The 24,577-nt window shown below is 66.6% G+C and carries 24 protein-coding genes; 13 read left to right on the top strand and 11 right to left on the bottom strand.

Going from position 1 to position 24,577, the window contains the following annotated elements; translation table 11 throughout:
* Window positions 1-17 precede the first annotated feature (17 nt).
* Genes ACOYR4_RS21160 through trpE form a run of 4 tightly spaced genes read right to left on the bottom strand, consistent with a single transcriptional unit; the run spans window position 18 to window position 3,113 of the window.
* The gene (locus tag ACOYR4_RS21160; protein WP_422847945.1) at window positions 18-689 is read right to left on the bottom strand and encodes a LysE family translocator; all 672 of its coding nucleotides are present in this window, start codon (window positions 687-689) and stop codon (window positions 18-20) included.
* Window positions 686-1,273: an aminodeoxychorismate/anthranilate synthase component II gene (locus ACOYR4_RS21165; RefSeq protein ID WP_422847946.1), complete on the bottom strand. Its 588-nt coding sequence runs from the start codon at window positions 1,271-1,273 to the stop codon at window positions 686-688. The genes ACOYR4_RS21160 and ACOYR4_RS21165 overlap by 4 nt, the downstream gene beginning before the upstream one ends.
* Entirely contained in the window at window positions 1,270-1,617 is a 348-nt protein-coding gene (locus ACOYR4_RS21170; protein WP_422847947.1) for a chorismate mutase, read from the bottom strand. Before ACOYR4_RS21170 ends, ACOYR4_RS21165 begins: the two co-directional genes overlap by 4 nt.
* Complete coding sequence (trpE, locus tag ACOYR4_RS21175; protein ID WP_422847948.1) at window positions 1,614-3,113, bottom strand: anthranilate synthase component I; 1,500 nt, start codon at window positions 3,111-3,113, stop codon at window positions 1,614-1,616. Before trpE ends, ACOYR4_RS21170 begins: the two co-directional genes overlap by 4 nt.
* 361 nt (window positions 3,114-3,474) lie before the next feature.
* Here trpE and ACOYR4_RS21180 point away from each other — a divergent pair, with 361 nt between their 5' ends.
* Window positions 3,475-4,074: a chalcone isomerase family protein gene (locus ACOYR4_RS21180; protein WP_060986298.1), complete on the top strand. Its 600-nt coding sequence runs from the start codon at window positions 3,475-3,477 to the stop codon at window positions 4,072-4,074.
* Window positions 4,075-4,361: 287 nt separating this feature from the next.
* Entirely contained in the window at window positions 4,362-6,011 is a 1,650-nt protein-coding gene (locus ACOYR4_RS21185) for a methyl-accepting chemotaxis protein (RefSeq protein ID WP_422847949.1), read from the top strand.
* Between the two features lie 32 nt (window positions 6,012-6,043).
* Here the strand turns inward: ACOYR4_RS21185 and gph are convergent, their stop codons facing one another.
* From gph to ACOYR4_RS21200, 3 genes are all read right to left on the bottom strand, one after another.
* Window positions 6,044-6,754, bottom strand: coding sequence for a phosphoglycolate phosphatase (gph, locus tag ACOYR4_RS21190; protein WP_422847950.1), 711 nt, complete (start codon window positions 6,752-6,754; stop codon window positions 6,044-6,046).
* A gap of 78 nt (window positions 6,755-6,832) precedes the next feature.
* The gene (locus tag ACOYR4_RS21195) at window positions 6,833-8,353 is read right to left on the bottom strand and encodes a hypothetical protein (protein ID WP_422847951.1); all 1,521 of its coding nucleotides are present in this window, start codon (window positions 8,351-8,353) and stop codon (window positions 6,833-6,835) included.
* Window positions 8,354-8,355: 2 nt separating this feature from the next.
* Window positions 8,356-9,714: an SPFH domain-containing protein gene (locus tag ACOYR4_RS21200; RefSeq protein ID WP_422847952.1), complete on the bottom strand. Its 1,359-nt coding sequence runs from the start codon at window positions 9,712-9,714 to the stop codon at window positions 8,356-8,358.
* Between the two features lie 228 nt (window positions 9,715-9,942).
* Here ACOYR4_RS21200 and ACOYR4_RS21205 point away from each other — a divergent pair, with 228 nt between their 5' ends.
* The 3 genes from ACOYR4_RS21205 (at window position 9,943) to ACOYR4_RS21215 (ending at window position 13,366) form a co-directional block, all read left to right on the top strand.
* A complete protein-coding gene (locus ACOYR4_RS21205) occupies window positions 9,943-10,641 on the top strand; it encodes a response regulator transcription factor (RefSeq protein ID WP_209820489.1) in 699 nt (232 codons plus the stop codon).
* On the top strand, window positions 10,638-12,839 hold the full coding sequence (locus ACOYR4_RS21210; protein ID WP_422847953.1) for a sensor histidine kinase: 2,202 nt from the start codon (window positions 10,638-10,640) through the stop codon (window positions 12,837-12,839). Before ACOYR4_RS21205 ends, ACOYR4_RS21210 begins: the two co-directional genes overlap by 4 nt.
* A 128-nt stretch (window positions 12,840-12,967) precedes the next feature.
* Window positions 12,968-13,366 (top strand): hypothetical protein, encoded by a 399-nt coding sequence (locus tag ACOYR4_RS21215; protein ID WP_295943000.1) that lies wholly within the window; start codon window positions 12,968-12,970, stop codon window positions 13,364-13,366.
* 136 nt (window positions 13,367-13,502) lie between these two features.
* On the opposite strand, the gene rpe is transcribed toward ACOYR4_RS21215, so the two are convergent.
* The gene (gene rpe / locus ACOYR4_RS21220; RefSeq protein ID WP_295942999.1) at window positions 13,503-14,183 is read right to left on the bottom strand and encodes a ribulose-phosphate 3-epimerase; all 681 of its coding nucleotides are present in this window, start codon (window positions 14,181-14,183) and stop codon (window positions 13,503-13,505) included.
* An 89-nt stretch (window positions 14,184-14,272) separates the two neighbouring features.
* Here rpe and apaG point away from each other — a divergent pair, with 89 nt between their 5' ends.
* The 4 genes from apaG (at window position 14,273) to ACOYR4_RS21240 (ending at window position 19,323) form a co-directional block, all read left to right on the top strand.
* Window positions 14,273-14,680, top strand: coding sequence for a Co2+/Mg2+ efflux protein ApaG (apaG, locus tag ACOYR4_RS21225; RefSeq protein WP_015016065.1), 408 nt, complete (start codon window positions 14,273-14,275; stop codon window positions 14,678-14,680).
* An 88-nt stretch (window positions 14,681-14,768) separates the two neighbouring features.
* On the top strand, window positions 14,769-16,787 hold the full coding sequence (locus tag ACOYR4_RS21230; RefSeq protein ID WP_422847954.1) for a site-specific recombinase: 2,019 nt from the start codon (window positions 14,769-14,771) through the stop codon (window positions 16,785-16,787).
* Window positions 16,788-16,946: 159 nt separating this feature from the next.
* Complete coding sequence (locus ACOYR4_RS21235) at window positions 16,947-18,209, top strand: cation:proton antiporter (protein ID WP_422847955.1); 1,263 nt, start codon at window positions 16,947-16,949, stop codon at window positions 18,207-18,209.
* On the top strand, window positions 18,199-19,323 hold the full coding sequence (locus ACOYR4_RS21240; RefSeq protein ID WP_274111585.1) for a YbdK family carboxylate-amine ligase: 1,125 nt from the start codon (window positions 18,199-18,201) through the stop codon (window positions 19,321-19,323). Before ACOYR4_RS21235 ends, ACOYR4_RS21240 begins: the two co-directional genes overlap by 11 nt.
* Before the next feature lie 40 nt (window positions 19,324-19,363).
* Here the strand turns inward: ACOYR4_RS21240 and ACOYR4_RS21245 are convergent, their stop codons facing one another.
* Both ACOYR4_RS21245 and ACOYR4_RS21250 read right to left on the bottom strand, forming a co-directional pair.
* A complete protein-coding gene (locus ACOYR4_RS21245) occupies window positions 19,364-19,762 on the bottom strand; it encodes a tautomerase family protein (RefSeq protein WP_422847956.1) in 399 nt (132 codons plus the stop codon).
* Window positions 19,744-19,977 (bottom strand): hypothetical protein, encoded by a 234-nt coding sequence (locus ACOYR4_RS21250; protein WP_422847957.1) that lies wholly within the window; start codon window positions 19,975-19,977, stop codon window positions 19,744-19,746. The genes ACOYR4_RS21245 and ACOYR4_RS21250 overlap by 19 nt, the downstream gene beginning before the upstream one ends.
* Window positions 19,978-20,254: 277 nt before the next feature.
* On the opposite strand from ACOYR4_RS21250, the gene ACOYR4_RS21255 reads away from it, so the two are divergent.
* The 4 genes from ACOYR4_RS21255 (at window position 20,255) to ACOYR4_RS21270 (ending at window position 23,068) form a co-directional block, all read left to right on the top strand.
* Window positions 20,255-21,172, top strand: coding sequence for a LysR family transcriptional regulator (locus ACOYR4_RS21255; protein ID WP_422847958.1), 918 nt, complete (start codon window positions 20,255-20,257; stop codon window positions 21,170-21,172).
* Between the two features lie 36 nt (window positions 21,173-21,208).
* A complete protein-coding gene (gene thiL / locus ACOYR4_RS21260) occupies window positions 21,209-22,183 on the top strand; it encodes a thiamine-phosphate kinase (protein WP_422847959.1) in 975 nt (324 codons plus the stop codon).
* Between the two features lie 119 nt (window positions 22,184-22,302).
* Entirely contained in the window at window positions 22,303-22,506 is a 204-nt protein-coding gene (locus ACOYR4_RS21265; RefSeq protein WP_015016070.1) for a YgaP family membrane protein, read from the top strand.
* Window positions 22,507-22,516: 10 nt separating this feature from the next.
* Window positions 22,517-23,068, top strand: coding sequence for an RNA polymerase sigma factor (locus ACOYR4_RS21270; RefSeq protein WP_422847960.1), 552 nt, complete (start codon window positions 22,517-22,519; stop codon window positions 23,066-23,068).
* A 22-nt stretch (window positions 23,069-23,090) separates the two neighbouring features.
* Here ACOYR4_RS21270 and ACOYR4_RS21275 read toward each other — a convergent pair whose 3' ends face one another.
* The gene (locus ACOYR4_RS21275; protein WP_422847961.1) at window positions 23,091-24,407 is read right to left on the bottom strand and encodes a ferredoxin reductase family protein; all 1,317 of its coding nucleotides are present in this window, start codon (window positions 24,405-24,407) and stop codon (window positions 23,091-23,093) included.
* Window positions 24,408-24,577: the final 170 nt, after the last annotated feature.

Raw genomic sequence — 24,577 nt, forward strand, 5'->3', positions numbered from 1 at the left:
GGAATGTCTCCTGGTATTTATGCAGAGGGCTGGTCCGTGAAGGCCAGCTTGAGCCCGAAGCCGATGAACATGGCGCCTGCTACGCGGTCCAGCCAGTGCATGCCACGCTGGATGACCCCGGCGCGGCGCGCCATCCACGACGCGGCCAGCGCCCAGCCCGTGTTGACGGGGATGGCGTTGAGGTTGAACAGCACGCCCAGCAGCACAAAGGCCAGCGCCTTGTTGTCCGCACCCGGCGCGATGAACTGCGGCACAAAGGCCAGGAAGAAGATGGCGACCTTGGGGTTGAGCACATTGGTCCAGAAGCCGCCGAGGAACACCTTGGAGAGCGGCGTGTGCTGCGCAGGGGCCGCCTGGGCTGCCATCAGCGCTGCACTGTTGCCCCCATCGGCCCGGGGCTTGGACAGCAGCATGCGCACGCCCATCCACATCAGGTACGCCGCACCGATCCACTTGAGCACGGTGAACGCGGTGGCCGATGCGGCTAGCAGCGCACCCACGCCCACGGCGGCCGCAAAGATGTGCACGAAGCACCCGGCCGTGATGCCCAGCCCCGCCACGATGCCCGCACGGGTGCCGGACTTGAGTGCGTTGGTCACGATGTAGAGCACATCGGGCCCCGGCGTGAGGTTCAGCAGCCAGCCGGCGGCGATGAACATTACCAGCTGGTGGGCGTCGATGAAGTTCATGCGCGCTGCTCCAGAAAGTTTTGGAGCATGGCATGGCCGTGTTCGGTGAGGATACTTTCAGGATGAAACTGCACGCCTTCGATGGGCAGCGTCTTGTGGCGCACGCCCATGATTTCGCCGTCGTCCGTCCAGGCCGTCACCTCCAGCACGTCTGGGCAGGTGGCGCGCTCGATGGCCAGCGAGTGGTAGCGGTTGACCGTGAACTTCTCCGGCAAGCCCGCGAACACGCCCTTTTGGGTGGTGGTGATGACGCTGGTCTTGCCGTGCATCAGCTCCTGCGCGCGGACGATGTTGCCGCCGAAGGCTGCGCCAATGCTCTGGTGACCGAGGCACACGCCCAGAATAGGCAACTTGCCTGCAAAGTGCTGGATCGCAGCCACCGAAATGCCTGCCTCGGCGGGCGAGCAAGGGCCGGGAGAAATCACCAGGCGGTCGAGCTGGCCCGCGTTGAGGCGCGCCTCGATCTCGGCCACGGTGATCTCGTCGTTGCGGAACACCTCGACCTCGGCACCCAGTTCACCAAAGTACTGGACAATGTTGTAGGTGAAGCTGTCGTAGTTGTCGACCATCAAGAGTTTTATCATGCGGCGCTCCCGGCCAAGGCGGGCTCGCGCAGACGGGCGAACTCGCGGTGTTCATAGGCAATGCAGGCTTCCATGAGGCTGCGGTAGATGACTTCCATCACGTCGGCGTCACCGCCTTCGGCCGTTGCACGCTCGCGCACGCGGGCCACGATGACTTCGATGCGGGCTTCGTCGCGCACCTGTTCCACACCTTGCTTGATGCGCGCAGCCTGGGTCATATAGCCCACGCGCTCCACCAGCAGGGGCACCAGCACGTCGTCCAGCGCGTTCACTTCGCGGCGCACGTCCTGCATGGTGGTGCAGTCCTTCACTTTGGCAATGGCCTTGGTTTCAGAGGACGTCATTCCAGTCCCTCCTCGACCAGCTCTGCGGCACGCAGCAGTGCGCGGGCCTTGTGCTCGGTTTCTTTCCACTCCAGCTCGGGCACCGAGTCGGCCACCACACCGGCCGCCGCCTGCACATAGAGCGTGCCGTTCTTGATGATGCCGGTGCGAATGGCAATGGCCACGTCCATGTCACCCGCGTAGCTCAGGTAACCACAGGCGCCGCCGTACAGGCCGCGCTTGGTGGGTTCGAGCTGGTCGATGAGTTCCATGGCGTGCACCTTGGGCGCGCCGGTGAGTGTGCCGGCGGGGAAGGTGGCCTTGAGCACGTCCATGCTGGTCATGCCGTCGTGCAGGATGCCTTCCACGTTGCTCACGATGTGCATCACATGGCTGTAGCGCTCCACCGCAAAGGCCTCGGTCACCTTCACGGTGCCGGTCTTGGCGATGCGGCCGATGTCGTTGCGCGCCAGGTCGATCAGCATCACGTGCTCGGCACGTTCCTTGGGGTCATTGATGAGTTCAACCTCGGTGGCCTTGTCCTTCTCGGGAGTGGCGCCGCGTGGGCGGGTGCCTGCCAGGGGGCGGATGGTGACCTTGGTGCCCTCGTCGGTCTTTTCCTGCCGCACCAGGATCTCTGGGCTGGCGCCCACCACATGGAAGTCGCCAAAGTCGTAGAAGTACATGTAAGGCGACGGGTTCAGCGAACGCAGGGCGCGGTACAGCGACAGGGGCGACTCAGTGTAGCGCTTGTGGATGCGCTGGCCCACCTGCACCTGCATGAAGTCACCGGCGGCAATCAGCTCCTTGGCGCGCTCCACGGCGGCCAGGTAGTCGGCCTTGGCAAAGTCGCGCTGGGCGGGGTGGCTTTCGGTGGGCTTGACCACGGGCGCGCTTACCGAATACTTGAGCTGCTCCTTGAGGTCGCGCAGGCGCTTCTTGGCCTTGGCATACGCCTCGGGCTGGGCCGGGTCGGCATACACGATGAGGTAGAGCTTGCCCGAGAGGTTGTCGATGACGGCCAGCTCCTCGCACTGCAGCAGCAGGATGTCGGGGCATCCCAGGGGGTCGGGCGGGCAGGTGGTCTCCAGCTTCTTTTCGATGTAGCGCACCGCGTCGTAGCCAAAGTAACCCGCCAAACCGCCGCAAAAACGTGGAAGACCGGGGCGCAGGGCCACCTTGAAACGCTTTTGGTAGGTCTCGATGAAATCGAGCGGGTTTCCTTGGGCGGTCTCGACCACTTGGCCGTCAGTCACCACCTCGGTCCTGGCTTGGTCGCCAAAGCCGCTGGCGCGCAGCAAGGTGCGTGCAGGCAGGCCGATGAAGCTGTAACGCCCGAAGCGCTCGCCGCCCACCACCGATTCGAGCAGAAAGCTATGCTTGCCGCCGTCTTTGGTATGCGCCAGCTTCAAATAGAGCGAGAGCGGGGTTTCCAGGTCCGCAAAGGCCTCTGCCATGAGCGGAATGCGGTTGTAGCCTTCGCTGGCCAGGCTTTTGAATTCAAGTTCTGTGATCACGGGGAGGGCTCCCAGCTGTCGCAGCGCGTGTCCCTGTGCATGAAAGCGGGGCGCTGCGGTCCATTCAATCGGCCTCACCGCATCGGGGTGGGGCCACGGGTGCACGCTGGGGCGATTGCCCAGGTGCCATCAGGCGTTCAAAGCGACAGGCTGACGCCAGGGCCAGGCTCCCCGGTCGCTGCAACCTGTGATGAACACGTGGTGAATGAACATGGGCCAAAGTGTAGCAAAGCTTTTTTGGCGGGCCGATTTGGCCGCCCTCACAGCGAGATCGCACAACCGCTCGAAAACCCTGTTGCGGCCCGAAGGGAGCGCTGCAACAATTTGAAACGAACGACCGTTCTTTTTTTAGGAGCTGCGCATGAAATTCCTGACGCGATGGGCTGTGATGGCCGGTGCATGCCTGCTGGCAGCCAGCGCCGTTGCCCAGCCCATGACCGTGGCCGACGTGAAATACGAAGAAACCGCCAGCGTGAGCGGCAGCACCCTGCAGCTCAATGGCGCCGGGGTGCGCTACAAGGCGGTTTTCAAGGTGTACACGGCGGGGCTGTATCTTGAGAAGAAAGCCGGCACACCTGCCGACGTCATGGCCCAGAAAGGCCCCAAGCGCATGAGCATCACCATGCTGCGCGACATCGACTCCACTGAACTGGGCAAGCTGTTCTCGCGGGGCATGGAGGACAACATGGACCGCGCTGCGTTCTCCAAGCTCATCCCGGGCGTGCTGCGCATGAGCCAGATCTTCTCGGACCACAAGAAGCTGGTGGCGGGCGACCAGTTCCAGATCGACTGGATTCCCGGGACCGGCACCATCATCACCGTCAAGGGCAAGCCGCAGGGTGAGCCTTTCAAGGAGCCCGAGTTCTTCAACGCGTTGCTGGGTATCTGGCTGGGCAACGCGCCAGCGGATTGGAAGCTCAAAGACGCCTTGCTGGGCAAGACTGCCCAGTCGCCGTCCTAAAAAGCCCTGGTTGCCCTAGGGCAAACACCCACGCTCTCCCGGCCCCAGTTGTCGCGCGTCCGACAGACGTGCCCTCTACCCGGGAGTAGCCTGCCTCTTACTTTGTGCCACAGCCATTTCCCATCTTTTTGAGACTTCCGACGACGCGACAACCGGCCTCCCGCTGCGCGCACCCGCAGCGCCCGAGGCCACGGCCTGAACCGAGTTTTATGCGCTACCCGCGCCCCGCAACGAGCCGTCTGTAACGCCCCTTGTGATCCCTGCCCTCCTTCGCGCCAGACACCACCATGAAACTCAGCAACCTTTCCGTCGGCCTGCGCCTGAGCGCATCCTTCGGCGCCATCTTGCTCATCACGGCCCTCATCGCCGCCACCGGAATGTGGCGCATCGCCAGCCTGCAAAGTGCCAGTGAGCGCGTAGCCACACAGGAGATCGAGCAGCAGACCCTGGTGGAAGACTGGGCGTCGGACATCCGCTTGAACTGGGTGCGTACCGAAGCGTTCCTCAAGGCCATCGACCGCGACTACATGGACAAGCTCACCGCCGACACGCAGGCGACGGCCAAGGGCATGGAAGCCAAGGTCAAGCGCATTGAGGCGCTGGTGCAAGGCGACAAGGCCAAGGGCCTTTTGGCTGCGATTGCCACGGCCCGTCAGGCCTACAACGACAAGCTCAACGAAATCCGAGAGCTGCACCGCGGCGGCGAACCCAACGTGCCCGCCCTGGTGGACAAGGACCTGCGCCCGCTGGCCGACAAATACCTCCAGTCCCTGGACGACCTGCGCAAGACCATGGCCGCCCAGCTGGCCGAAAGCCAGGCCGACACCTCCACCCTGGCCAAGGCCAGCCAGGTGCTGCTGGGTGTGGGCACGCTGGTGGCTGTTGCGCTGGGCGCGCTGATGGGCCTGACCGTCACGCGCTCCATCGTCCGCCCCTTGCAGCAAGGCCAGCAAGCCGCCGAAAGCATTGCCGATGGCGACTTGACCCACCCCATCACCGCCAGTGGCAACGATGAAACCGGCCAGCTGCTGCAGGCGCTGTCGACCATGCAATCGCGTCTGGCCACCATCGTCGGCAATGTGCGCTATAGCGCCGAGGGCGTGGCCACGGCCAGTGCCGAGATTGCATCTGGCAACAACGACCTGAGTGCCCGCACCGAACAGCAGGCCAGCGCACTGGAAGAAACCGCGGCCTCCATGGAAGAGCTGGGCTCCACCGTGCGCCAGAACGCCGACAACGCCCGCACCGCCAACCAGCTGGCCATGAGCGCGTCCACCGTCGCCCAGCAGGGCGGCGACGTGGTGGCCGAGGTGGTGGACACCATGAAGGGCATCAACGACAGCAGCCGCAAGATCGCCGACATCATCAGCGTGATCGACGGCATCGCCTTCCAGACCAACATCCTGGCGCTGAACGCCGCCGTGGAGGCTGCGCGCGCAGGCGAACAGGGCCGCGGCTTTGCGGTGGTGGCGGGCGAAGTACGCAGCCTGGCGCAACGCAGCGCCGAAGCCGCCAAGGAGATCAAGGGCCTGATTGGCACCAGCGTGGAACGCGTGGAGCGTGGCACGGCCCTGGTGGACAAGGCTGGCGCCACCATGACCGAGGTGGTCAGCGCCATCCGCCGCGTGACTGACATCATGGGAGAGATCAGCGCCGCCAGCAGCGAACAGAGCCAGGGCGTCTCACAAGTCGGCGAAGCCATCACGCAGATGGACCAGGCCACGCAGCAAAACGCTGCCCTGGTGGAACAAAGCGCCGCAGCCGCCGACAGCCTCAAAACCCAGGCCGGCCAGCTGGTGGATGCCGTGGCGGTGTTCCGCCTTTCGGACAACGCCACGCGCCACAACAGCTCCGCGCCCGCCCCAGTGCGCAGCAGTGCCCCCGCAGCGTCGCGTCTGGACTACCGCAACGTGGCGCCGCGCCAGCTGACCGCCTGAACGCCAGCGCCCCGCGGACCGAACCGGCAGGCTCAGGTCAGCTGGGCCAGCGAATCCACAAAACCATCGGCATCCACGGCCCGCACGGGCTGGCCGTGGTTGTAGCCGTAGGTGACCAGCACCACCGGGCACCCAGCCGCCCGCGCGGCCTGCGCATCGTTGCTGGAGTCGCCCACCATGAGCGTGCGCGCGGGGTTGGTGCCCAAGGCTTCGCAGGTCTTGAGCAGTGGCAAGGGGTCTGGCTTTTTGCGCTCGAACGAGTCGCCACCGAAGACCTTCTCGAAATACCCATCCAGGTCCTTGGACTGCAGCAGGGGCAGCGCAAAGCCCCGGGGCTTGTTGGTCAGGCACGCCAGCCGCAGGCCCCGGGCTTGCAAAACCTGCAGCCCCGCCTTCACACCGTCATACACCCCCGCGTACTGGCCATTGATGGCGAGGTAGTGGCGCTGGTAGCTGGCCCATACCGACGGGTAGAGCGCTTCAATTTCCGTAGCAACGGAGGCATGATTGACTTGCACCAGAACGTGATGTAGCACTGATCTCAGCAGATGCTCCGACCCCTTGCCCACCATGTGCTCAATCGTCTGGGCTGCAATCGACGGCAGCTCCAGTTCACGCAGCATGCGGTTCAGGGCCTCGTTGAAATCACCCATGGTGTCCACCATGGTTCCGTCCAGGTCGATGATGGCGGCGTCCACACGGGTGAGCAAGGTGGACAGCGAAGACGTAACGGCAGCGGGCATGAAACAGGCATTCAGTGAAAAAGACGGGGCCAAGTTTACGGACCCCGCCAAATCCTCCCCCGACCTAGCTTGCTTCGTTCAACGCAAGCTCAGCGTTTCCCGCTTCCATGCCGGGTCTTGCCAGCGTTGGAACAGGGGCAGCGCGGCCACATCGCCGGTCACGCGCTCCGTGGTCAGACCCTCCAGCCGCACCACTTCAAAGCTCTTGCGGTAGCGGCCCTGGCCCCGGGCTTCGCGGGCCACCAGCATTTGCTGGCCGCCGGGTACCCAGCCCGCCCATTCGGCCACGCCGGTCTCGGGGGTGGCGGCGGCGGGGGGCAACACATCGGCCAGCCAGCCGCCTTGCGTTTTGCGCAGCACCCACAGCTCGCGCCAGCCTTCCATGGGTTGCACCGCCAGGGCCACGGCCGTGCCTTCGCGGTTGGTGCTGGCCGATGCGGCCCATACCACGCCGTAGGTGCAGCGGCGCAGCAGCGGGGCCTTGGCGCTGTGTTGCGCGTCCACCAGCAGCACGCAGGTTTCGCCAGGGGCGCCGGGCTCCGTCAGCAATGTGGGACGGGTGCCGGTGGCAAGCACGGGCGCTGCGGCGGGCACCAAGGCCCAGCGCACAGCACTCACGCGCATGGCGGCGTCGTTGTAAGCGGCCAGGTCTTCGTCGGGCAGTTCGGCCTTGCTCACGCCGCTGAGTTCCGTCAATGCACGGGCAGCGGCAGCGGCCACCGCCGGGTCACTCGCATTCTTGCGCGCCTGCTGAAAGGCGGCGGCGCCCCACACGCTGGCGCGGCGCATTTGCACGCGGTTGCGCAGGTAGCCGGGCAGGTGGGCCACGTCCACGCGCTCCAGCACGTCGGCCTGCCAGGTGGTGACCTTGGCACGCTCGTGCGCAGGCAGATCGGGGTTGATGCACTCGGGGCGGGTCAAGGCCAGGGCGGCGCGGGCGCGCTGCTCGGCATCGGCCACGGGCATGGCCAGCAGGCGGCGAAAGGCCTCGCCCTCGTAGCAGACCTGCATACGGCCTTCAACCTCGTAGGTGGCAAAGCGCACGCCGTAGCCATTGGCCACATCCAGGTGCGCCGACAGCGTGGCGCCTGACGCCTTGCCCGGCACGGCCACCGAGGCACGGCGGGCCAGCCGGTCGGCAAAAGTGCCCAGCGCATCAAAGGCCTGCGCGCCCTCCACACCGGCCAGGGCCTTGGCGGGCGCGGCTTGCAGGTAGGCGGCAGTGAGGCCAATGCCCAGCGCCTCGGCGCCCGGCGTGTCTTGCACAAAGCGCATGACGGCCAGCAGCGCGGGGCCTTCGGCCTCGGTCAGGGCCACGCGGCGCACATCGCTGGCGCGGATGAAGCCACCGCGCTCGCGCTTGTGGTCCCACACCTGCAGGTAGTCGAGGCGCTCGCCGCGCACTTCCAGCACTTCGCCCTGCCACAGGCTGGCCTGCTGCTGGGCGCCGTCGCGCGGGGCTGCGCGCAGGCTGGCCTGGTCTTGCACCACGATGGCACTGCCCTGGGCGCTGGGCGATGGCTGGGGGGCGGCCTCGGCCGCCACGGTCACTGCGGCGCTGGCGACGGCGGCCAGCAAGGTAGCGAGGGTGGCGTTCATGTTCATTGCTCCACAGCTTGGGTGGTGGTGGCCTCGTCGGCCACGGCCGCAGCCTGGGCTGCACCGGCCTGGGCGTTGCGGTTGCCGCCCAGCAGCGCGGCACCGATGAAGTCGCCATTGGTGGGCGGGGGCGCGATGATGACCTGGATCTTGTCTGAGAGCTTGTCGGCCAGCGTCTTCTGGATGAGCAACGGGTGCTTGGTCACCAGCGCGCCTTCGCGGGCCATTTGTTCGGCGTTGACCTTGCCCACGCGGTCCATGCGGTAGGCCTCGGCTTCGGCCAGTTTCTGGCGGGCGTCGGCCTCGCCACTGGCTTCGATGCGGCGGGCCTGGGCGGCGCCTTCGGCAGCCTTCACACGGGCCACTCGCTCGGCTTCGGCCTCCAGCTGGCGCTGCTCGATCTGGCGCTGCTTGAAGGGCAGCACATGCTTCATGGCCTCTTCCTGCGCCTTGGCGGCAATGACCTGCTCGCGGGCGGCGGCTTCGGCGGCCACTTCGCGGCGCACCTTGTCGGCGTTGGCGTCCAGCTCGGTTTCCTTCACGCGCTTGTCTTTCAGCTCCAGCGTGTAGCGCATTTTTTCGGAGGCCAGCTCTTCGGCCAGCAGGCTGTCCATGCCCCGGCGGTACTCGGCGGGTAAATCCACCTTGCCAATCTGCAGGCTGCGCAGCGTGACGCCATCGGCCGCCAGGCGGGTGCGCAGCTCGGTTTCGATGATCTGCGCGATCTCGGCACGCTTGGACGAGAAGATTTCACGCACCGTGTAGCGGGCAAACACCTTGTAGACCAGGCCTTGCACAGCGGGCTCGACGATGTCGGCGCCCACGTTGTCGGGCAGGTTGCCAGCCTTCACAGCGGGCGAGTTGGGGTCCAGCGCATAGCGCACGCTCAGATCCAGCCCCAGCGACAGGCCCTCCACCGACTGCAGCGGCGCGCTGCCCGTGGCCTGGCGCATGGCTTCGGGGCGGTAGCTTTGGTCGCGCAGCGAGAACACGCGCACCGTGTGCAGGCCGGGCACCACCCACACGCTGCCATCACGCCACAGGCTCACCGCGCCGGTGAACTGGTTCAGGCGCACACCCAGGTCGCCTTGCGCCAGGTGTTGCACGGGCGGGTTGCGGTACACAATCAGGCCCGCTGCAGCCACCACGGCACCAGCGGCCAGCCAGCGCACGGTGCGGGCGGTGGGCAGCAGGTAGGCCCAGTTCAACGGGGCTGCCGACGCGGGTTCACTCGTGGGGGTTGCTGTGGGGGTGGGGCCTTGCAGATCAGCGTCCAGCACGGGTTCCGTGCCCGCTTCGGGCAAAGGGGTGGAGCGACGGCCCTTCAGGGTCTGCACGATGCGGTTCCAGGTGGCTTTCATGGTGTTTCTCTCTCAGGTTGGGTCGGTGTTGTTGTCGGTTCTGAGCGGCCAAAGTGGCTGACTCATTGAGAACCGATTGTTCGGATCCACCCCGGAAGCAACAATGCAGCGCAGCCCCCAATGCGCTCACACCGCCCGCACAAACCTTCCGGCCCCGGAAGAAAAACTCACACCGCCCGGCGCGGGCCGCCGGGATAATCCGCCCACCCCTTACTGCCCGCCCCGCCCATGACCCGCATTGCCGTGATCGAAGACGACCTGCCCACCAGCAACCAGTTGGCCGGGTGGATACGCAGCGCCAAGAGCGGCATCGTCATCGACCAGTGGTTCACCCGAGACGAGGCCGAGGCCGCGCTGGCCCGCGAGCACTACGACGCGGTGGTGCTGGACATCGAACTGGGCCGCGAGCGCCATGCGGGCGTGGCCCTCATCAACGCCATCAACAAGCTGCGCCAGGGCACGCCGGTGCTGGTGGTGTCGGCCATGCCAGCGGCCATTTACCGTAGCATCATGAAGGCGCTGGACGCGTGGGACTACCTGCAGAAAACCACGTTTGAAGAGGCCGATTTCATCGAGACTTTTCTCGACATCCTGCGCACTACGCAGGCACAGGCCCCGGCCAGCGCCGCCCCTGCGCCCGTGGGCGACGCGCTGGTGCTGGACCCGCTGTGGCAACGCACTCCCACCTGGCGCGGCGAGCGCATCAACCTGCCCCTGACGGCCCAGCGCATCCTGGCCACGCTGCACCAGCGCAGTGGCGAAGTGGTGTCGTACGACGAACTGTTCGAGGTGGTGAAAAGCGGCCGTAACCGCGACAACGTGCGCAAGCATGTGAGCACCATCCGCGAGGCGCTGCGCGAAGTCGATCCTGGGTTTGAGGGAATAGAGAACGTGCCCATGCGCGGGTTTCGGTGGGTTGGCAAATGAAACGCCTGCTGCGCCGCCCTGCACTCGACATCCCCCGCCTGGGCCTGCCCGCATTCCGCCTGCGCATCCTGGTGCGCAGTGTGTTTGTGCTGCTGGCCCTGGCCACGGTGGCGCTGAGCGTGGTGGTGCTCAAGGACGAAAAAGAGCGTGCCTGGCAGGCCTACCAGCACGGCTTTGTGCGCAGCCAGGCCGAGGTCATGGCGCGGCTGCGCCACCCCTCGGGCCAGTTGGCACTGCTCAACGCCAGCCACCTGGGCCAGGGCGTGACGCCGCTGGCACCGCTGCTGCTGCCCTACGCAGCCATCGACTTTGACGACCCGCAAAAATCGCAGCAGGCGGTGGAGATGGCGGGCTGCTCGGTGCAATACCCCGACGGAGCTTCGGTGTGCGCGGCGATTGGCAACAACCCGTACGCGGGCGGCTTCATTTACCTGGTGGGCAGCTTTTATGCGGGCGAGCTGACGCCCCGCGAGCGCGGCGCACTGGTGCCCGCCGAGGCGCACCGTGCGCGCATCAGCCTGGACATGCGCGGCGCCACCTACCGCTGGATTGCGCCGTACGAGGCCATGCCCGCGCAGGGAAGCGCTGCCGTGCGCGGGCGCCTGACGGGATTTGTGGACAACGGCGCGCCGCAGCTCGACGCGCGTGCACGGCCCGTGCGCGACTTTCGCGGCTGGCTGTGGCAAAACGGCCAGTGCCGCGATCTGCCGCCTAAGCCCACCAACCAAGCCTCCACTGGCACCTCTGCTGGCGCCCTCACTGGCGAGGCTTCAGCGACGGACTGCCTGCGCCGCACCCACTACTCGATCCGCCTGCCCGTCGAGCTGTTCCGCGAAGCGCTGTTCCGCAAGGACGAGCCCCTGGTCTGGCCGCCCGAGGATCTGGGGCAAATGCGTGTGCGGGTCGAGATGCTGGCGCCGGGCGAAGACGCCAGGCCGCTGTTTGACAGCAACGCGCCCGGTGCGCAATTGGCCGCATCGCTGGGCGACCTCTCGCGCAGCCTGCTGCCGGGCGAACGGGTGCAGATCCGCAAAATGGGCAGCGACGAGGCCAGTGCCCTCACCCTCAAGGGCGTCGAGGTGCAGGCCGAGCCCTCAGCGCCCTGGCTGCTGCGGCTGATCCGCTGGCTGCCGCTGGAGGCAGCAGGCGTGGGCCCGGCAGCTACGCCACCAGAGGCCCCCACAGGCCTGGACATTCTGGACACGCCGACCGGCAACTACGTGGTGAACTTCACCGGCCATCTGCGCGGGGTGGAGCAAGGCCTGGCCGCCGTGGCCACGCGCCTGTCGTGGTACCTGGGCGCCATGCTGGGCGCGATTGCGCTGGCGTGGCTGGTGGTGGAGGTGGGCCTGATCCGACGCGTGACCGCCCTCACCCGCCGAGCCGCCGCAGTGTCGTACAACGTGCAGCCCGGCCACACCGGGCCCCGGCTGGGTGACCTGGATGTGTCGGACCTGCGAGGCTCGGACGAGCTGGGCATTCTGGCCGGGGGCCTGGCTGACCTACTGCAGCGCGTGAAGGACGACCTGCAACGCGAACAACTGCGCGCCCAGCAAGAGCGCGACATGTGGCACGCCGTGGGGCACGAGATCATGTCGCCCCTGCAGTCGCTGATGGCGCTGAACGGCCCGCAAGACCCCGGCCACCGCTACGTGCAGCGCATGCAGCAAGCCATCCACGTGCTCTACGGCACGGCATCGCCCGCCGAGGCGCTGCAGGCCGCCGATGTGCCCGAGGGGCGGCTGGACCTGGACGCCTTCTTGCGCAACGTGGCCAACAACGCACACTTTGCGGGCATTCTGGATGTGGTGTATGCCCCGGGTTCGAACAACTCAAGCCCGGTGATCGTGCGCGCCGACGAGTTTGCACTCGAAGACGTGGTGACCCATATCTTGCGCAATGCCGACCGCTACCGCCCCGCAGGCAGCCCGATCACACTGACGCTCACAGCATCAGAATCCACCGCCAGTGCCACGCTGCACAACCAGGGATCGACGATTGCCGAAGACCTGCTGGAGCGGATTTTTGAACTGGGTGTGTCCGACCCCAGCAGCCCCACCCCGTTGGGCGAAGGCGAACACCGGGGCCAGGGGCTGTTCGTGGCCAAGACCTACATGGCCAAGATGGGCGGCACCATCAACGCCCGCAACACCGAGGGGGGTGTGGCATTCGTGCTCACCTTCCAGCGGCTGGGCTGACGCGGGGCGCAGAAAAACACACCCCAGGCGGACAGGGAGGCTGCGCGCCGTCCGACAAGGCGTTGCAGGGTGGAGCGCTACGCTGCGATCACGCCTTCGGGCAATGACCACAACAAGGAGTCCTTCCCATGAAACGTCCCGGCTTTTTGCCCTCCGCACCGCTGTCTTTGGCACTGGCCAGCGCTTTGTTCACCGCCAGTACCCTGGCCATGGCACAGCCATCGCCCGCCGCAGATGCCCACGCACGCTACGAGCAGGAGCGTCAGAAATGCATGACCAACAACACCCAGGATTCGCTCGCCACCTGCCTGCGCGAGGCGGGAGCCGCCCAGGACGCAGCACGCAAGGGCCAGCTCAGCAACCCGGGGCCACAGGCAGCTGACAACGCCACGCAGCGTTGCTCCGCCTTTCAGAATGCCGACGAGCAGGCCGAGTGCGTGCGCCGTGTACAGGGCCCCGCCAGCGGATCGGTATCTGAAGGCGGTGTGCTGCGCGAGTCCGTCACCACCACCGTGTTGCCGCAGTAAGAGCGGCTAACAAAACTCTTCTGGCGTCGTTGCTGTGTCTTGTCGTACTGCTCGTACTGCCTGCGACACAGCGCCTAGCCAGAACCGCTTCGCTGAGTTTTGTTAGCCGCTCTAAGCAGACTCCCTGGGCTCGTGATCAGCCCAGTTGCGCGCGCATGGCGTTGATCACGCCCTGGTAGTCGGGCTTGCCGAAGATGGCGCTGCCCGCCACAAACGTATCGGCGCCGGCATCGGCCACGCGGCGGATGTTGTCGGTCTTGATGCCGCCGTCCACTTCCAGGCGGATGTCCTTGCCCGAGGCGTCGATGCGCTTGCGCACGGCCTCGATCTTGCGCAGGGCCGAGTCGATGAAGCTCTGGCCGCCAAAGCCAGGGTTCACGCTCATGATCAGGATGAGGTCGATGTCGTCGATCACCCAGTCCAGCACATCCAGAGGCTCAGCCGGGTTGAACACCAGGCCGGGTTTGACACCCTTGGACCGGATGGCCTGGATGCTGCGGTGCACATGGCCCGAGGCATCGGGGTGAAAGCTGATGTAGTCCGCCCCAGCGTCGGCAAACGCAGCGGCCAGGGCGTCCACCGGCTGGATCATCAGGTGCACGTCAATCGGCACGGCCGCGCCCGCAGGCGTTTTGGCGTGGGGCTTCAGGGCTTGGCAGACCATGGGGCCAAACGTCAGGTTGGGCACGTAATGGTTGTCCATCACGTCGAAATGGATCCAGTCAGCGCCAGCGGCAATAACGTTGCGCACTTCTTCGCCCAGGCGGGCAAAGTCGGCAGAGAGGATGGAGGGGGCGATTCGGAATGTGCGGCTCATCCCCCGATTGTCGCAAAGCGCAGAACCCCTGGGGTTTTTGGCGCCCGGCGGTGGCCCACATCCAGGGCCGCACGGTTACCATGCGGCCCATGCCAAAGTACCAGTTTGACGTGGAAGTTCTGCCCGAATACCTGCCCGAGCAGTCTGCGCCGGACACGGGGGTGTTCAGCTTCGCGTACACCATCACCATCACCAATGCGGGCGATGCGCCCGGCCAGCTGATCTCGCGGCACTGGATCATCAGTGACGCGCGCGGCCACACCGAAGAGGTCAAGGGCCTGGGCGTGGTGGGGCAGCAGCCACTGCTCAAGCCTGGGGAGTCGTTCCAGTACACCAGCGGCTGCCGCCTGCGTACATCCAGCGGCACCATGCACGGCACCTTCCATTGCGTTGCCGAGGACGGCGAGCCGTTTGACACGCCCGTGCCCCTGTTTGTGCTGGAGGCGATTAGCCACGGCCCATCGGGCGAACCCCTGAGTGGCCGGGTGCTGCATTGAAGAACCATTCCCACAGCCCCCACGCTCATCCTTCCGTGGGGCCGCTTCCCATTGGAGGAGCTGCTTTGCTGCTGAGAGCAGTCCGACCATGAAAAATTCCGCCGAGCCCAAAGACCTCGCCGGCCTGCTGGCCGCACTGGAGCCAACCGCCGATCTGGCCCATCGCCACCTGTGGCTGATCTACCTGCTGAACTGGGTGCGCGGCAAGCGGGATTCCGTCCCTGCCGCTGTGGGGCGGGTGCAGCTGTTCGTGGAGGCGGTTGCAGCGCGCCCTGATATTCAGGTGCGGCTGCGTGCCTGGTGGGCGACGCTGGTAGACCAGGTGGACATCACCACATTGCTCGCAGACTTTGGCTTTGCGCCCCGCACCGCCCTGGTGAGCGAGATCGCCGAGCGCCTGCGCACCAAGCTGTTGCCCGGCAGCCCCGAGACCATCGATGCGTCCGAACTGTTCATGCTGGCCTTGCCCAGTGCGTTCGACGCACAATGGCTGGCCGCACTGGATGAAGCCACCCTGAATCGCCTGGTGATGCTGCTGGCCCAGGACAACGCCGACGAGCGCGCTGGCGGCGCCACGCGCTGGCACCGGGCGCTGCTCGATGCCATCACCTATTGTGCGGGGCAGATTCTCTCGACCGGTTTTGCACCCGAACTGCGGCTGCGCATGAGCGAATCCGCGCGCGACGCACAGCCCTTCCATGCGCTCATCCGCGATGTGGAAAGCCTGCGCGTGGAAGTGCTGCACGCCCTGCGCACCCCCGACCGGCTCAACGAAACCGCCCAGCGCCTGCGCGAGCGGCTGGAGTCGTGCCGTGCCGCAGCCGCCACGGTGTACACGCACTTCGAGGACAACGGCATCTCGGTGGGCCTGGTCTTTCGCCTGCGCCAGCTTCGCGAGCGCATCTTGCGCGTGCGCGTGCTGCTCGACTGCCTGCTGTCCGCGCAGCCCGCTGTCACTGCGGCACAGCTCATGGCACAGCTGGTGATGGTGGGGCAGGAGCGGCGCAGCCTGCGCGCGCTGCTGGCCTCCAACTCCTCGTTGCTGGCAGCCAAGGTGGCCGAGCGCAGCGCCGAAACGGGCGAGCACTACATCACCCGCACCAGCGCCGAATACCGTTCCATGCTGCGCAAGGCGGCGGGGGGCGGGGCGCTGATGGCCTTCACCACCCTGATCAAGTTTGGCCTGTATGCGCTGGCGCTCTCGGCCTTTTGGGGCGGCTTCATGGCGGGCATCAACTATGCCGTGAGCTTTGTGCTGATCCAGTTGCTGCACTTCACGGTGGCCACCAAACAACCTGCCATGACCGCGCCCGCCATGGCGGCCAAGCTCAAGGAGCTGGGCACCGGCGACGCCATCGAGTCGTTCGTGGACGAGATCACGCACCTGGTGCGCTCGCAGGTCGCCGCGGTGCTGGGCAACGTACTGGTGGTGTTCCCGGCAGTGCTGGGGCTGGCCGCGTTGATTGCACTGGCCACCGGCCACCCGGCCATCAGCGAGAAGCAGGCTGAGCATGTGTTCGAGTCCCTGCACCTGCTGGGGCCGTCGCTGTTCTTTGCCGCGTTCACCGGGGTACTGCTGTTCGCGTCCAGCATCATCGCGGGCTGGACGGAGAACTGGTTTGTGCTGCACCGCATGGACTCGGCCCTGCACTACAACCCCCGCATCACCGGGCTGCTGGGCGCCGAGCGCGCTGCGCGCTGGGCGCGCTTCCTGCGCGAGAACCTGTCGGGCTTTGCGGCCAACATCTCGCTGGGCTTCATGCTCGGCCTGGTACCCGCGTTTGCTGCGTTCTTCGGGCTGGGGCTGGATGTGCGTCACGTCACCCTGTCCACCGGGCAGATGGCGGCCGCCAGCGCCACACTGGGGCTGCAGGTGCTGCAGATGCCAGCGTTCTGGTGGGCCATGGCCTCGCTGCCTTTCCTGGGTGCGTTGAACGTGTCGGTGAGCTTCTACCTGGCCTTCAGCCTGGCACTGCGCGCGCAGAACGTGAGCGGTGTGGACCGCGCACGCATCTATGCCGCCATCCGCGCCCGCCTGCGCACCGCGCCCCTGAGTTTTTTTGTACCCGAGCGACAGCGCCCGGTGCCCACACCGGCACAGGGTTGACGCGCCAACCGCCGCCTCTGTCCTACAAGGGCGGAGTGTTTCCGCCTGTAAATTCGGGGCACCAACGCTCCGGCCCACACCGTCCCGCCTGCGGACGGCACTTGTGCCGGAGTCTCCACAGCGACGGGCTCCGCCCGTCTGACGCAGAGGTCTGATGACATGAATGAAATCCTGAGCTTTTGGGCGCAGTGGCTGCGCCCGTCGGCCGGGCTGCCCACGGTGCAATGGTCACTGCTGCTGGCGGTGGCGGCCATGGCGGGTTATCTCACCCAGCGCCACACGGGCCTGCCCAAGGTGGTGGGTTATTCGCTCGTCGGCACGGCAGCGGGCCTGGCGGGCTTCAGCGGCGCGGTCTGGCCGCTGCAAGGCATTGGCCTGTTCCTGCTGGAGCTGGGCGTGGCCATCGTGCTGTTTGAATGCGGCGGCCGCATTCCGCTGCGCTGGTTCCGCCACAACCCCATGGTGCTGGTGCAGAGCATTGCCGAGTCGGTACTGACCTACTTTGCCGTGTACTGGGTGCTGGTGTGGTTGCAGCTGCCGCCCCAGGCGGCAGGCCCGCTGGCGCTGGTGGCGCTGGCTGCATCGCCTGCAGTGCTAACCCGCGTGGTGGCCGACACCCGCGCAGCGGGCCCGGTGACGGAGCGCGCCATCGTACTCACCACACTCTCCACGCTCTACGCGCTGACTTTGGGCAGTGCCAAGGCAGAACTTATTAACCGCCAGAGCCTCACCCTGCTCGAAACCATCTCGCCCGTGGTGGTGGTGCTGGGCGTGTCCATTCTGGTCGCCGCCGCGTTGTCTCTGGTACTGCGCCTCGCGCTGCGCTTCATGAGCCCCACGAGCGAAAACACCTCCATGCTGTTCCTGGCGCTGGTGGCAGCGGGCACAGCGGTGGCGGCGCACATGGGCGGCTCCGCCCCCCTGGCCGCCTTGCTGGGCGGCATGATGCTCAAGCAGCTCAACCCCCGCCCCTGGGCCTGGCCGCGTCAGCTGGGCAATGCCTCGTCGCTGCTCACCATGCTGATGTTTGTGCTGGTCTCCACCGTGGCGGCCCAGGCCGACTGGAGCGCCCCCGTGGCCGGTGTGGTGCTGGCCCTGATTGCAGTGCGCCTGTTGGCCAAGGCGCTGGGCGTGGCACTGGGCAATGTGGGCAGCGGCGCCAGCTGGAAGCAAGCCCTGTGGGTGGGCTGCGCGATGACGCCCATGTCCTCCATCGCCCTGCTGATTGCCTCGCAGTTCGTGCTCGCATCGCCGTCCACCGGCCATGTGATCGCGGGCGTGGCCCTGCCTGCCGTCTTGCTGATGGAAGTGTTCGGCGCCGTCATTGCCACCGTGGCCATTTACCGTGCGGGCGAAAGCTCCAAACCCTGGGCGCCCCTGACGCGTAGCAGCAACAACGGAGAGAACAGCCGTGAGTCTTGAAGCCTTCAACCATTCCGAGCCGCTGACGCTGGGCGTCGAGCTGGAGCTGCAGCTGGTCAACACCAACGACTACGACCTCGCGCCCTATGCCGAGGACATGCTGCGCCTCATGAAGAAAACCCCGCTGCCCGGCAGCGTGGTGCCCGAGATGACGAACAGCATGATCGAAATCTCCACCGGCATCTGCCACTCGGCCAGCGAGGTGCTGGGCCAGCTCACCCCCATCCGCGATGCGCTGGTCAAGAGCGCCGACAAGCTCAACATCGCCGTGGTGGGTGGCGGCACGCACCCGTTCCAACAGTGGCATGAGCGCCGCATCTACGACAAGCCACGTTTTCGCGAGCTGTCCGAGCTGTACGGCTACCTGTCCAAGCAGTTCACCATCTTCGGCCAGCACGTGCACATTGGCTGCCCCGATGCCGATGCCGCGCTGCTGATGCTGCACCGCATGTCGCGCTACATCCCGCACTTCATTGCGTTGTCGGCCTCCAGCCCGTACGTGCAGGGGCAGGACACGGCGTTCGATTCGGCCCGGCTCAACTCGGTGTTCGCGTTCCCCTTGTCGGGCCGCGCCCCGATGGCGCTGACCTGGGACGACTTCACCACCTACTTCAACAAGATGACCCGCACCGGCGTGGTCAAGAGCATGAAGGACTTCTACTGGGACATCCGCCCCAAGCCCGAGTTCGGCACCATCGAGATCCGAGTGTTCGACACGCCGCTGACCATCGAGCGTGCTGCGGCCTTGGCGGGCTACGTGCAGTCGCTGGGCGCGTGGTTCCTGGCCGACCAGCCCTTCATGCCCGAAGAGGACGACTACCTGGTCTACACCTACAACCGCTTCCAGGCCTGCCGGTTTGGCATGGACGCGGTGTACGTGGACCCGGCCACGGGCGACCACATGCCGCTGCGCGAGCACATCCTGCGCACCATGGACAAGATCGCAGGCCATGCGGCCGTGCAGGGTGCGTCGAGCGCCATGCACATGCTGCGCACCGAGGTCGAGGCGGGGCAGAACGATGCCCGCTGGCTGCGCCAGCGACAAAGTGAAGAGCAACTGCTGGCCGAGGTGAGCCGCCAGGCGGCACAGCGCTTTCGCGGCGCAGCGGCCTGATCCGCGCACTAGGCGTTTGTCGCCTCACGCGCTCGCCAGCTCATGCAGCCAGCGCCAATCTGCGCGCATGTTGCGTGCGCCCGCCATAGCCCCAGTCGCTGGCGGGCAGCTCCCGCACCACCACGTAGCTGGCCGCAGCGAGCGCGCCATCACCCTCCAGCTGGCGCTGCAGCTCGGCAAACGCGGCGGCGATGAAAGCGGCCTTCTCTTCCTCGGTGTTCGTGCCTTCGGTGATGCTGATCTCCAGCAAGGCCGTGGGCTGCGCCACGGGCGCACCGCCGATGTGCCAGCGCGCGGCAGGCAGGTCGTCGATGACCACGGCGGTCACCTCGCGGCGTTTGCCCAATAGCTGGACGGTGAGGTCCGTGAGCGCACGGGCCAGCGCCTCGTAGCGCTCGGGGTTTTGCAGCGGGGTCAGTTTCAGGACAACGGTGGGCATGGCGTATTCGCTTCCAGGGTGGATGGGTGGGAGGGTGCGGATGGGATCCGCATTGCATGAAGAACCCGTCGGGTCAGGCGCACAAGCCCCCGGGCCACCCAGGCATGGGCTTCGCGGATCGCCTCCTGGCGCAACTGCAGAGCGTGGCGCTTGGCGGCATCGCGCAGGCGCTGGTAGTCGTCGGGGTGCAAGTCGGGAGGCAGATACGGACTCATGGCATTCCTTTCGGGGTGGAGCCACTGTAGGCAGCACAGGGCGCGGCGGAAACGGCCTGCGGGGCAATACCGTTTTGCGCGGAGTGCAAGGGATGCCCTGCATCACCCTCGCGAGTTGGTGGTAGTGCGGATCGGGAGGAGGCGCAAGGCGTCTTTTTGCAGCCAATAGCGGGGCTATTGGCAAAAAAAGCAACGCAGCGGACCGCCCGAGGCCGCGCTATCACCGACCGCAGGGAGTGATGCAGGACATCCCAAGCCCCCCCGTTACCATTGCCCGATGCGCGACATCCGCTTTGAAGACATGCACCTGTTTGCCCGCGTGGCCGACCTGGGCTCGCTGTCGGCCGTGGCGCGCGAGCGCGATGCCCCGGTGAGCCAGGTCTCGCGCGCGCTGGCGCGCATCGAGAAATCCTGCGGTGCGCGGCTGGTCCACCGCAGCACGCACGGGCTCACGCTCACGGCCGAGGGGCAGACCTTTCTGGACTACTGCCGCCGCATCACCGGTGCACTCGACGAGCTCGAAGGCGAGTTCGCCCAGCAAAGCAGCCAGCCCAGCGGCTGGGTGCGCGTGGCCTCCAGTTCGGTGGTGGCCGAATACCTGCTGATCCCCAGCTTTGACAGCCTGCAACAGCAACACCCGCAGCTGCGCGTGGAGCTGGTGGTGGACGACCGCATGGCCGACATGGCGCGCGACGGCATCGACATCGCTATCCGCACCGGCCCGCCACTGACCGATACCGTGGTGGCGCGCCCGCTGGGCACGCTGGCCCGTGCGTTGTACGCCACGCCCGGCTACCTGCAAGCCCACGGGGTGCCGCGGCAGCCGGGTGACCTGCGCCAGCACCGGCTCATCACCAACAGCGCGGTGACCTTTCTGAACCACTGGCCCTTTTTGATCGATGGCGTGCCCGAGGTGCTGGTGGCCGAAGGCCATTGGCGATCGGGCAGCACGGCCATCACCGCGCGGCTGGCGTTGCAGGGCCTGGGCATTGCGCGACTGGTCACCGTGGTGGCCGATCCCCTCGTGCGCCAGGGCCAGCTGGCGCCCGTGTTGGCCCACTGCGTGGACCTGCAGCCCACGCCCATCCACGCCATCACCCTTACGCGCAGGCACAGGCTGCCCAAAATTCAGGCCTGCATCGACCACTGGGCGACGTGGTTTTCTGCACAAGCCAGCAGTGCTGGATACCCATGACGCCTTTTGACCTTTTCTGGATTACCAACCACTGCCATGGGTGAATTCGACCTGATTGCCCGTTACTTCACCCGCCCTGTGCGCAAGGCGGCCCTGGGTGTGGGCGACGACTGCGCACTGCTGGCACCCGCGCCCGGCATGCAACTGGCCATCTCCAGCGACATGCTGGTGGAGGGCCGCCACTTTTTTGCCGACGTGGCCCCCGAAGCCCTGGGCCACAAGGCGCTGGCTGTGAACCTGTCGGACTTGGCGGCCTGTGGAGCCAAGCCGCTCGCATTCACCCTGGCCCTGTCGCTGCCCCGGGTGAATGAAGCGTGGCTCGCAGGTTTTTCGCGCGGGCTGCTGGCGCTGGCCGATGCCCACGGCTGCGAGCTGGTGGGCGGCGACACCACGCAGGGCCCGCTCAACATTTGCATCACGGTGTTTGGCGAGGTGCCCACCGGCCAGGCCCTGCTGCGCAGCGGTGCGCGGCCCGGCGACGACATCTATGTGAGCGGCACGCTGGGCGACGCCCGGCTGGCGCTGGAGGCACTGCTCGGCCACATTGCCCTGCCCACCGAGGTGCTGGCCCGCGCGCGCCAGCGGCTGGAGCGCCCCACCCCGCGCGTGGCCCTGGGCCTGGCCTTGCGCGGGGTGGCCAGCAGCGCGATGGATGTGAGCGATGGCCTGCTGGGCGACTTGTCGCACATCCTGAAAGCCTCTGGCGTGGGTGCGCGCATCGACACCTCAGTTACTACATATTTGGTAGCAGAAAAGGCATATTCGACTAGCGCATCTGGCGTATTCGACGCAAAAATGCTCCACCAATGCACGTTGGCTGGCGGTGACGACTACGAACTGGCCTTCACCGCCCCACCCGCGCGGCGCGATGCCGTGGCTGCCGCGTCGCAAACCAGCGGCACGCCCGTCACCCGCATTGGCACGGTGCTGGCCGAGCCCGGCCTGCAGTTGGTGGATGCACTGGGGCACGTGGTGGAGAACCGCTATGCCTCGTTCGACCATTTCGGGTGATGGGTGGTGGACGGCAAAAATTTTTTCAACCCATGAATCCTTTTGCGCAAACAGCGGCTCTTGGTGGTGAAGGCGCCCTGTGCTGGCACCTTCGTCACCCCACCAAGGAGCTTTTCACCATGCTGTACCGCAAGAACATCACCCGCCCCGAAAGCCTGCTGCGCGTTGTCGGTGGGATCGCCCTCATCGCTGCAGGCCTGTGGTGGATGTCCGCATCGCCCCTGGGCCTGGTGCTGGCCGCCTCGGGCGTGGGCAGCATCCTGAGCGGGGCGTTCGGCTACTGCCCCGCCTGCGCCATGGTGGGCCGCAAGCCGGTCGAGTGAGCGGCGCCCCATGACAGCAACGTCCCCGCCCCTCACCGTGGCCCAGCTGCTGCCCGCCGCACGCAGCGGCGATGCCGTGGCGATGGAGCAGCTGCTGCGCCTCACCCGTCCTGACATCCGCCGCTATGCGCTGCGCCACTGCGCAGCCACCACCGCGACGGACGACGTGGTGCAGGAGGCCCTCATCATCGTCTACCGCCGCGTGGGCGCGCTGCGCGAGGTGGCGGCGTTTGGCGGCTGGGTGGTGCGCATCGTGCAGCGGCTGTGCATGCAGCCCATGCTGGCCTGGCTCAAGGGCGAGCCGCTGGCACAGGTGGAAGACAACCTCGCCTGCTCGCACCGCCCCGACCACGAACTGCGCCATGACCTGGCCCTGGCCATCGACTCGCTGCCGCCCCTGTACCGCGAGTCCCTGCTGATGCGCGACTTCGAGGAGCTGACCATCGAGGAGATGGCGCAGCGGCTGGGTGTGACGCGCGAGGCGGCCAAAAGCCGCCTGCACCGCGCGCGGGCCCTGGTGCGGGAGTACTTGGCACCCACGGACCGCACCGGCACCACGTAGCGCTGCAGCGCGGAGAACCGCCTCAGCGCATCTGGAACAGCTCCTGGTGAAAGCGCGCAGGCGAGCGCCCCAGCTGCTCCATGCCCTGGCGCACCGCCTCGGCAAAACCCTGCGGTCCGCAGAACCACACACTCGCCGCCGGGCTGGTGCCCGCGAGCAACGCTGCGGGTGTCACGGGCCCGGCATCGTCGCTGTAGTGGATCTCCAGCGTCACGCTAGGCAGACGCGCGCACAGCGCGGCCATGCGCTCGGCAAACACGGCCTCGCCCGCATGGCGCACGCAGTAGTGCAGGTGCACCCGGGGTGCCAGCGCGGGCGTGGACTGTAGCGACTCCAGCCAGGCCATGAACGGCGTGGCGCCAATGCCCGCAGCCACCCACACCTGTTCAGGGGCGCTATCGCTGCGGAAGTCGAAGCAGCCATACGGCCCCTCGATGTCCACCCGCTGGCCCGGCTGCACTTGCAAAGGCAATTGCCCCGTGTGGTCGCCCAGCGCCTTGATGGCAAAGCGCAGCGTACCGTTGCCCTGGTCGGCATTGAGCAGGGTGAATGGGTGCGCGCCTTCGGCCTTGCCAAACGTGACAAACGCAAACTGCCCAGCCTTATGCCGCCAGCCACTGGCCGGGCTGACCTGGCAGGTCACTTCCAGCACCCCAGCCCCTTGGGGTGCCACACTCACCACGCGGGCCGCATGGCGGCGGCTGCGCCCAATGGCTCCGGCCAGCGAACGCACGGCGCACAACACCCCCACCAGCGTGCACAGGCCCACCAGCACGCCCGCAGGCTGCGCCCACCAGGCGGGCGGCGTCAGCACTACGGCATGAAACGCCAGCACCAGGTACACCCCGGCCAGCAGCTTGTGCAAGTAGCGCCACACGTGGTACGGAAAGCGCTGCCACAGCGTGATGACCAGCATGGCCGCCAGGAACCACACCGCCCACTCGCCCATCTCCTCAGCCAAGTGGCGGAAGGTGTTGAGCCACCAGTCCGCCCGCGGCACACGCACCGGACGGCCCACCCAGGCCGCCAGCAGGCTGCGCGACAGTTGCAGCCCATAGTGCAGCAGCGCCAGCACGATGGCCCCGATGCCCGCCCACTTGTGCAGGCGGTAGCTCTTGTCCAGGCCGTCCAGCGGCTTCTCCAGCCACGCGGGGCGCACGGCCAGCACCATGATCAACGACATCAGCGCCCAGGCCGACACGCCGGTGAGTAGGATCAGCTGGTTGCGCCACCACCAGACATCGCCCCACGCAGGCGGCGCTGACTGCGGCCCCCACAGTGCCATCAGCCAAGCCGCACCTGCCAGCGCCAGGGCGCCCCCCAAAACCTTCTTCCACATCACCAGTCACCATTTATTGCAATGCAGCAACTGTAGAAAACTGCGATGAACGCCACCTGAACGGCGTGTGAAGCGGCGGCAAAGCGCGGTGGTTTGTGGCTGAAGGTTGATTCACCTCAACGATCCAATGCCCCTCCTAATTTGCAAAGACGGTTATGCAGGTCCGGTTT

Origin of the sequence: Acidovorax sp. M14 (genome assembly GCF_049331375.1) — a bacterium.
Lineage (GTDB): Bacteria > Pseudomonadota > Gammaproteobacteria > Burkholderiales > Burkholderiaceae_C > Acidovorax.

Coding starts and splice junctions, on each gene's coding strand:
- ACOYR4_RS21160 (WP_422847945.1), bottom strand. CDS start 689: ATGAACTTCATCGACGCCCACCAGCTGGTAATGTTCATCGCCGCCGGC.
- ACOYR4_RS21165 (WP_422847946.1), bottom strand. CDS start 1,273: ATGATAAAACTCTTGATGGTCGACAACTACGACAGCTTCACCTACAAC.
- ACOYR4_RS21170 (WP_422847947.1), bottom strand. CDS start 1,617: ATGACGTCCTCTGAAACCAAGGCCATTGCCAAAGTGAAGGACTGCACC.
- ACOYR4_RS21180 (WP_060986298.1), top strand. CDS start 3,475: ATGAAATTCCTGACGCGATGGGCTGTGATGGCCGGTGCATGCCTGCTG.
- ACOYR4_RS21185 (WP_422847949.1), top strand. CDS start 4,362: ATGAAACTCAGCAACCTTTCCGTCGGCCTGCGCCTGAGCGCATCCTTC.
- gph (WP_422847950.1), bottom strand. CDS start 6,754: ATGCCCGCTGCCGTTACGTCTTCGCTGTCCACCTTGCTCACCCGTGTG.
- ACOYR4_RS21195 (WP_422847951.1), bottom strand. CDS start 8,353: ATGAACGCCACCCTCGCTACCTTGCTGGCCGCCGTCGCCAGCGCCGCA.
- ACOYR4_RS21200 (WP_422847952.1), bottom strand. CDS start 9,714: ATGAAAGCCACCTGGAACCGCATCGTGCAGACCCTGAAGGGCCGTCGC.
- ACOYR4_RS21205 (WP_209820489.1), top strand. CDS start 9,943: ATGACCCGCATTGCCGTGATCGAAGACGACCTGCCCACCAGCAACCAG.
- ACOYR4_RS21210 (WP_422847953.1), top strand. CDS start 10,638: ATGAAACGCCTGCTGCGCCGCCCTGCACTCGACATCCCCCGCCTGGGC.
- ACOYR4_RS21215 (WP_295943000.1), top strand. CDS start 12,968: ATGAAACGTCCCGGCTTTTTGCCCTCCGCACCGCTGTCTTTGGCACTG.
- rpe (WP_295942999.1), bottom strand. CDS start 14,183: ATGAGCCGCACATTCCGAATCGCCCCCTCCATCCTCTCTGCCGACTTT.
- apaG (WP_015016065.1), top strand. CDS start 14,273: ATGCCAAAGTACCAGTTTGACGTGGAAGTTCTGCCCGAATACCTGCCC.
- ACOYR4_RS21230 (WP_422847954.1), top strand. CDS start 14,769: ATGAAAAATTCCGCCGAGCCCAAAGACCTCGCCGGCCTGCTGGCCGCA.
- ACOYR4_RS21235 (WP_422847955.1), top strand. CDS start 16,947: ATGAATGAAATCCTGAGCTTTTGGGCGCAGTGGCTGCGCCCGTCGGCC.
- ACOYR4_RS21245 (WP_422847956.1), bottom strand. CDS start 19,762: ATGCCCACCGTTGTCCTGAAACTGACCCCGCTGCAAAACCCCGAGCGC.
- ACOYR4_RS21250 (WP_422847957.1), bottom strand. CDS start 19,977: ATGAGTCCGTATCTGCCTCCCGACTTGCACCCCGACGACTACCAGCGC.
- ACOYR4_RS21255 (WP_422847958.1), top strand. CDS start 20,255: ATGCGCGACATCCGCTTTGAAGACATGCACCTGTTTGCCCGCGTGGCC.
- thiL (WP_422847959.1), top strand. CDS start 21,209: ATGGGTGAATTCGACCTGATTGCCCGTTACTTCACCCGCCCTGTGCGC.
- ACOYR4_RS21265 (WP_015016070.1), top strand. CDS start 22,303: ATGCTGTACCGCAAGAACATCACCCGCCCCGAAAGCCTGCTGCGCGTT.
- ACOYR4_RS21270 (WP_422847960.1), top strand. CDS start 22,517: ATGACAGCAACGTCCCCGCCCCTCACCGTGGCCCAGCTGCTGCCCGCC.
- ACOYR4_RS21275 (WP_422847961.1), bottom strand. CDS start 24,407: ATGTGGAAGAAGGTTTTGGGGGGCGCCCTGGCGCTGGCAGGTGCGGCT.